The sequence below is a fragment of the Oleiphilus sp. HI0067 genome, from assembly GCF_001635735.1.
This window is the reverse complement of the sequence record NZ_LWFI01001476.1, coordinates 20,382-28,149: the sequence shown is the minus strand read 5'-3', so window position 1 is coordinate 28,149 and position 7,768 is coordinate 20,382. Positions and strand designations below refer to the sequence as shown.

Annotated in this window: 5 protein-coding genes; all 5 read left to right on the top strand. The window is 43.4% G+C overall.

The window, feature by feature from the left end; all coding sequences use genetic code 11:
• On the top strand, nucleotides 1-348 hold a 348-nt coding region (locus A3739_RS24085), incomplete at its 5' end, for an aminopeptidase N C-terminal domain-containing protein (protein ID WP_156502804.1).
• 229 nt (nucleotides 349-577) lie between these two features.
• Nucleotides 578-1,960: a DUF1329 domain-containing protein gene (locus A3739_RS24080; RefSeq protein WP_068476621.1), complete on the top strand. Its 1,383-nt coding sequence runs from the start codon at nucleotides 578-580 to the stop codon at nucleotides 1,958-1,960.
• Nucleotides 1,961-2,021: 61 nt separating this feature from the next.
• Nucleotides 2,022-3,182 (top strand): YCF48-related protein, encoded by a 1,161-nt coding sequence (locus A3739_RS24075; RefSeq protein ID WP_068476618.1) that lies wholly within the window; start codon nucleotides 2,022-2,024, stop codon nucleotides 3,180-3,182.
• 37 nt (nucleotides 3,183-3,219) lie between these two features.
• Complete coding sequence (locus A3739_RS24070) at nucleotides 3,220-5,580, top strand: RND family transporter (RefSeq protein ID WP_068476617.1); 2,361 nt, start codon at nucleotides 3,220-3,222, stop codon at nucleotides 5,578-5,580.
• A 178-nt stretch (nucleotides 5,581-5,758) separates the two neighbouring features.
• Nucleotides 5,759-7,696: a threonine--tRNA ligase gene (thrS, locus tag A3739_RS24065; RefSeq protein ID WP_068476615.1), complete on the top strand. Its 1,938-nt coding sequence runs from the start codon at nucleotides 5,759-5,761 to the stop codon at nucleotides 7,694-7,696.
• Nucleotides 7,697-7,768: the final 72 nt, after the last annotated feature.

Sequence of the window (7,768 nt, the reverse complement as noted above, 5' to 3'; positions counted from 1 at the left end):
TCTTCATATGCTGATTTAACACACATTCAATCGTTGATGGAGCATCCTGATTTTGATTTCTTGAATCCAAATAAACTGCGTTCGGTTGTAGGTGTTTTTGCAAATCAGAATTTAGAGAATTTCCATAAGTTAGATGGTTCAGCTTATGCCTTCTTGGCAGACCAAATCATAAAGTTGGACGATCTAAATCCTCAAATCGCCTCGCGATTAGCCACGCCGTTGACGCGTTGGAAAAAATATAATCCTGCACGCCAAGCATTGTTACGAAGTCAGTTAACGCGAATTCAAGGCAAGTCGAATCTTTCTAAAGATCTTAGAGAGGTGGTTGATAAGAGTCTCGTATCATAAACGCATATCTCATTTTTAACGGAAAGCATGCATGGCATGCTTTCCGTATTTGCTCAAATCTTACGTTAAAACATAGGCTTAAGCCTTCCTCTTGAAATAATTTATAACAAAAATTCGTTAGACAGAGACGAAATTTCTGCTAAAAGTTAATTAGATATAGTTATAAAACTGCATTGGCTTTTCAGATCCTTTTCTTGTGGATCAGCCTTGTTTTAATAAAGGAAATCTCATGACAATAAGAACATTGCTTTTAGGCTCGGTGCTTGCTTGCGGTACGTTTGCTGCGAGTGTTGATGCGAAAGTATCGCAAGCTGAGGCCGATAAACTGGGCAAGTCCCTTACGCCGTTTGGCTCTATAATGGAAGGCAATGAAGCGGGTACGATACCTGCTTGGAATGGTGGTCTAAAGACGCCGCCGGCTGGATATGAAGGGGCAGGGCACCATCATGTAGATCCTTTTCCCGATGACAAAATTAAATTCAGCATTGATAAAAGCAACTATCCAGGCTTTGAGAAATATATGACTCCAGGGCAATACGCCTTGATGGAAGCTTATCCAAATAGCTTTTCAATGGATGTTTACCCAACTCGACGCACACATGCTATGCCGGATTGGGTAAATCAAAATACGAAAGAAAATGCGACGACCGCTACCTTGTCAAAGGGCGGTGTGGGAATTAATGACGCATACGGTGGCATCCCATTTCCAATACTTCATGGCAGCAATCAAGACAAAGCTTTGCAAGCGATCTGGAACCATTTAACACGTTGGCGCGGTATTTTTCTTGAAGGTCGCTACACAGAGGTTGCCGTTCAAAGAGATGGCCGATTCACGCCTATAACCAAGCAACAAGAGGTTTTCTTTAACTTCCATAACCCAGAGGGAAGCTTTAAAGAAATGGATAACATCTTGTTCTATTTCTTAACCTTTAACAAAGCGCCTGCGCGACTTGCTGGTGGTGCTTTGCTTGTTCACGAAACATTAGACCAGTCTGAAGATGCACGCCAAGCATGGGATTACAATGCTGGACAGCGCCGTGTGCGTCGTGCTCCAAACTTAGCTTACGATTCTCCGATTGCTTCATCGGATAATACTCGTACCGCTGACGACACAGATATGTATAATGGCGCGCCTGATCGCTATGATTGGGAATATAAAGGCGTTCAGGAAATCTTTATTCCGTACAATAACTATAAGATTGGGCGTGAGGGTGTTAAATACGATGACTTAGTTATGCCTGGGCACTTGAACCCAGAGTATGTGCGCTGGGAATTACACCGAGTGCATGTCGTAGAAGCAAACCTCAAAAAAGGAGCTCGCCACATATACAAGAAGCGAGTGTTTTATATAGATGAAGACTCTTGGAGTATTGCTTTGGTTGATCAGTATGACAACCGTGGTGAGCTTTGGAGAGTAAGCGCTGCAATGCTGAAAAACTATTACGAATTGCCGGGCACTTGGACTACCTCGGATGTTTTTCATGACTTGCAGTCGCGTCGATATAGTGTCAATGGATTGTACTCTGAAGAACGACAGGCCCCTTTGTTTGAAAGCAAGGTTCCTGGTAAACGTTATTTTAAGCCGCAGTCTTTGCGTCGCCGAGCACGATAACCATCTTATAGTTACATGACGCTCCATTAAATGGGGCGTTTGAACGTTTTAAGGATAATAGATGAATTCTATTTTTCATCGCTGTTTTGGTCTTCTAGGGGGACGAAAGCTAGCGCAAGCATTTATAGGGGCGAGTGTTGTAGGTAGCTCGTTTTCGCTTCAAGCAACGGATGTATTAAATACTCCTTCCTACCCTTCTGAATTAGCCTCTGAATATTTATTGGTTGATATTGAAAATCTTGGTCAGCGTTTAGTTGCTGTTGGCGCGCGAGGCCACATTATTCATTCTGATTCGCGAGGATCTTCTTGGCAGCAAGCGGATGTTCCTGTATCTGTTTTACTCACTGCTGTTGATTTTGTCTCGTCGGATAAAGGGTGGGCAGTTGGTCATGGCGGAGTCATTCTGCATTCAAATGACGGTGGTTTAAGCTGGGTGAAACAGTTTGATGGTAACCAAGCTAATCAATCCATCATAGAGCAAGCCGAAGCTTACATCGCTGAGTTAGAGTTTGAATTAGATGAAAGTGGTGGCTCAGACGAAGATCTCGAGTATGAACTTGAAGATGCTCAATATGCGCTCGAGGATGCTGAACTTGATGCTGAAATTGGTGCGTCAAAGCCTTTCTTAGATGTTGCATTTTTGACTGACACGCATGGTTTTGCAGTGGGTGCTTATGGGTTTTTGTTCGAAACGACAGATGGTGGTCGCACATGGGAAAATGCCGGCGACCGTCTGGATAACTTAGATCGTTTTCATTTGAACGCGATTAAGGTTCTTGAAGGTGGCAATTTGATCATTGCAGGTGAAGCGGGTGTGTTGTTTACCTCAAGTGATAAAGGTCAATCTTGGGATACGGTAAATAGTCCGTATGAAGGTTCGTTTTTCGGTGTTTTGCCTCTCAAGGATAAAAACAGCGCCTTGGTATTTGGTCTCCGTGGAAACTTGTTTAAGACCGTCAATGCTGGTCGCTCGTGGTCAAAAGTTGATTCGGGCACAGAAAGTTCACTGATGGGCGGTGCGTTAGATGGTAATAAGCAAATTAGCATTACTGGTAATGCAGGGACTGTGATAGTCAGCAATGATGGCGGTGAAACATTCTCTTCGTATTCCCGCGCAGATCGTTTAGGTCATACTGCGATGGTTTACATTACTCGTGATCGTTTGGCGCTCGTGGGTGAGTCTGGCGTGGAGTTAGTTAGTCCATCAGGCAAGAATCTTTAGACAATTTTTACTAGTGATAGTGTAAGAGGATTTACGAATGGCAAATGCCGATCAAAGTTCTGCGGGAACGAACAATAGTGTTGGTTCCGGTACGGTCGCGGAGCGCTTAATATTTAAAAATCGCCCAGTGATTCTGGGGATTTTTCTTCTAATAACCGCTTTTTTAGGCTTTAACGCAGCCCAAATAAAACCCGATGCATCTTTTGAGCGATTGATTCCGTTAGAGCATGAGTTTGTTCAAAATATGATGGACAACCGTTCTGATTTGGAGAATTTAGGAAACTTTATTCGTATTGCTGTAGCAGCGAAAGATGGAGATATTTTTAACAAAGCGTACATGGAGACGCTTAGTGAATTGACTGATGAGGTGTTTTATCTCTCGGGTGTTGACCGATCATCTTTGAAGTCTCTTTGGACGCCAAACGTGCGTTGGGTCGAAGTAACCGAAGATGGTTTTCAGGGTGGCCCTGTTATTCCTAACGGTTATGATGGTTCTCAAGCATCATTGGATCAGTTGCGTGCCAATATATTGAAGTCTGGTCAAGTTGGTAGTTTAGTTGCCGATGACTTCAAATCGACCATTATTTATGCGCCGTTATTTGAAATTAACCCAGAAACTCAAGAGCCTCTCGATTACCAAGCGTTCTCTAAAGAGCTTGAGGAAAAGGTTCGCGAGAAATACCAAGCATCTAATCCAAATATTTCGATTCATATTGTAGGCTTTGCGAAAAAAGTCGGTGACTTGATTGACGGTATTGGTGCGATCGCGACGTTCGCGCTTGTTACTATCGGTTTAACACTTAGCTTCTTGTATATCTATTCTCGCTGTCCAATCGCGACAGTGATTCCAATTGTGACTTCTATTGTCGCTGTTATTTGGCAGCTCGGTTTATTGCGTTTGTTTGGTTATGGGCTCGACCCGTATTCGGTGCTAATTCCATTCCTGGTATTTGCGATTGGTATTAGCCACGGTGTTCAAATTGTAAATCAGATTGCTGTTCAGCAAGCCTCGGGCCTAAATGCGCTTATGAGTGCACGCATGGCATTTCGTAACTTAGTGCGTCCGGGCATTTTGGCTTTAGTGAGTGATGCGATTGGTTTCTTAACGTTGTTCTTCATTGAGATTGAAGTTATTCGTGACCTAGCTGTTGCCGCAGGTCTAGGTGTCGCTGTGATCATTGTGACGAACCTTATTTTGCACCCAGTGATGATGTCTTATACCGGTTTGAGTAAAGGCGGACTGAAGCATGCGAAGAAGGTTGAAATGAGTGATCATAAACCATGGCGTGTGCTTTCATTTATGTCTCATCAGAGTATTGCACCTATCTCTATTATGATTGCGATCCTAGGCTGTGTAATTGGTCTGTACTATCAAAAAGATCTAAAAATTGGTGACTTAGATCGTGGTGCTCCGGAGCTAAGGCCAGACTCCAGATACAACCTAGATAATGAATTTATTATTGATAACTACAGTACCAGTGCTGATATTCTTGTTGTGATGGTGAAAACTCCGCCAGAGCAATGTGCTTCGTATGAGTTATTGGACGTAATGGATCGCATGCAATGGCGTCTAGAGAATGTTGAAGGTGTGCAATCTACAGCGTCGCTCGTAACGGTCTCTAAGCTTGTTACTAAAGCATTGAACGAAGGTAGTTTTAAGTGGTTCGAATTATCGCGTAATCAGTCGATTATCAATTCATCTATTCAACGAGCGCCATCGGGCTTGATGAATACGGACTGTAGTATGACGCCAATGATCGTGTATCTCGATGACCATAAGGCTGAGACACTTGATCGTGTGATACAAGAGATGCAGGTCTTAATTGAAGAGTACCCGAGCGAAAACTATGAGTTCCTGCTCGCGGCAGGTAATGCCGGTGTTGAAGCCGCAACTAATCAGGTGATTGAAAAAGCGAAAACTGTGATGCTGCTTTCTGTTTATGCAGTGGTCAGTTTCTTGTGTTTGATTACCTTCCGTTCGATTGCGGCAGTAGTGTGTATCATCACTCCTCTAGCCTTAACGTCAGTTCTGTGTGAGGCGCTAATGGCGCAATTAGGCATTGGTGTGAAGGTGGCAACTTTGCCAGTTATTGCGCTTGGTGTGGGTATTGGTGTCGATTATGGGATCTATATTTACAGCCAGCTAGAGACTAAGTTGAAAGAAGGCTTGGTTTTGCAGGAGGCTTATTTCCAAACACTTCGTACGACAGGTAAAGCAGTAAGCTTCACTGGTGTTACTTTGGGTATTGGTGTTTGTACCTGGATCTTCTCTCCGATTAAGTTCCAAGCAGATATGGGAATCTTGTTGTTCTTTATGTTCTTGTGGAACATGATCGGTTCAATGTGGTTGCTTCCAGCGCTTGCGCGTTTCTTGGTGAAAACCAAGAAAACGGCATAAATTCTTGAGTACAGTGTTCGATCTAGATATCGGGCGTTGTTCTCACAAATTATTAAATATGGCCGACTTTTATAGTCGGCTGTTTCATTTTGGAGCGAATCGTATAAAATCCGCTCTCTTTTATTTTTTATACCATCATGTGACCCATTGTAGGGGCCACCACTGAAGCGAGGTTGATGTGCCAGTAATTACTCTTCCCGACGGTTCTAGCCGTTCTTTTGATAAAGCAGTCTCCATTTTAGAAGTTGCGCAGGATATTGGTCCTGGTTTAGCTAAAGCGACCATTGCAGGCCGTGTTAATGGCGAATTAAAAGACGCTTGTGATCTCATCGAAGGCGATGCAGAGCTTAGTATTATTACCGGTCGAGATGATGAAGGCGTTGAGATTATTCGTCATTCTTGTGCGCATTTATTAGGTCATGCGATCAAGCAATTGTGGCCTAACACGAAAATGGCAATCGGTCCTGTTATCGAAAATGGTTTCTATTACGACATCGATCTTGAGCACAAGTTAACGGACGAAGATGTCGAAAAACTCGAGAAGCGTATGCTCGAGCTTGCTAAAACGGATTATGACGTTGTTAAGAAAGTGGCAACTTGGCAAGAAGCTGTTGATACCTTCAAAGAACGTGGTGAGACATATAAGTTAGAGATTCTGGAACGTGATATTCCGAAAGATGCGACGCCGGGTCTTTATCACCACGAAGAATATATTGATATGTGTCGTGGGCCGCATGTACCGAACATGAAATTCTGCCATCACTTTAAGTTGATGCGAGTTTCAGGTGCCTACTGGCGCGGTGATTCTGACAACAAAATGCTGCAACGTATTTACGGAACAGCATTCGCGGATAAAAAACAGCTTAAGCAGCATTTAAATCGTTTAGTTGAAGCAGAGAAGCGTGACCATCGTAAGATCGGTAAGAAACTTGATTTGTTCCATATGCAGGACGAAGCGCCTGGATCAGTTTTTTGGCACCCGAAAGGTTGGAAGCTCTTTAATAGCCTTATTGGCTACATGCGTGTGCGTCAAGAGCGTGCCGGTTATATTGAAGTAAATACCCCAGACGTTATGGATCGGAGCCTTTGGGAGACTTCAGGTCACTGGTTTAATTATCGAGAAAACATGTTTACGACTGATACTGAAGATGGTCGTAATTTCGCACTTAAGCCAATGAACTGCCCTGGCTCAGTGCTGATGTTCTCACAAGGTCTCAAGAGCTATAAAGACTTACCTTTGCGCATGGCAGAATTCGGCAAGGTGCATCGCTATGAGCCTTCAGGTTCTTTGCATGGCTTAATGCGCGTTCGCCACTTTACGCAAGATGATGCGCACATCTACTGTACTGAACAGCAGATGGAACAAGAGTGTATTGATGTTGTAGCTCTTGTTTTGGATATCTATAAAGACTTCGGATTTGATGATGTAGTAATCAAATTGTCTACTCGACCAGAAAAGCGTATTGGTAGTGATGAGGTATGGGACAAGTTGGAGGGCGCTTTAAGTAACGCTCTTGAGGCTATGGACTTGGATTATGTTTTGTACCCGGGTGAAGGAGCTTTCTACGGCCCGAAGCTTGAATTTGTGCTAAGAGATGCGATTGGTCGAGATTGGCAGTGCGGTACCTTACAGGTCGATATGAACTTGCCTGAGCGCTTTGATATTTCTTATGTCGATGAAGAGGGTGAGCGTGGCAAACGGCCGGTGATGTTGCACCGAGCTTTGTTCGGCTCTTTAGAACGTTTTATTGGTATATTGATTGAGCATTACGAAGGTGCGATGCCGTTTTGGTTAGCTCCAGAGCAGGCTGTAATCTTAAATATTACCGATAAACAGTCAGAATATTGTGAAATATTGCGAGAAAAGCTATATACACAGGGCTTTAGGGCTCACTTGGACTTGAGAAACGAGAAAATCGGCTTTAAAATCCGCGAGCACACAATTGCCAAGGTTCCTTATTTGCTTGTTGTGGGTGATAAGGAAATGGAAAGTGGGACCGTGGCTGTCCGAACACGCAAGGGTGAAGACCTTGGTGTGATGATTCAAGATCAAGTACTAGAACTATTTGAAAAAGAGTCTAAAAATAAAGGACGTAGCACAGACACTAGTGAGTAGCGTTTAGCTTCCTCACCGCTGTCTTTTTGTTTTTGATTAATTGGAGAATTCGACATTAAGCGAAATAACCAA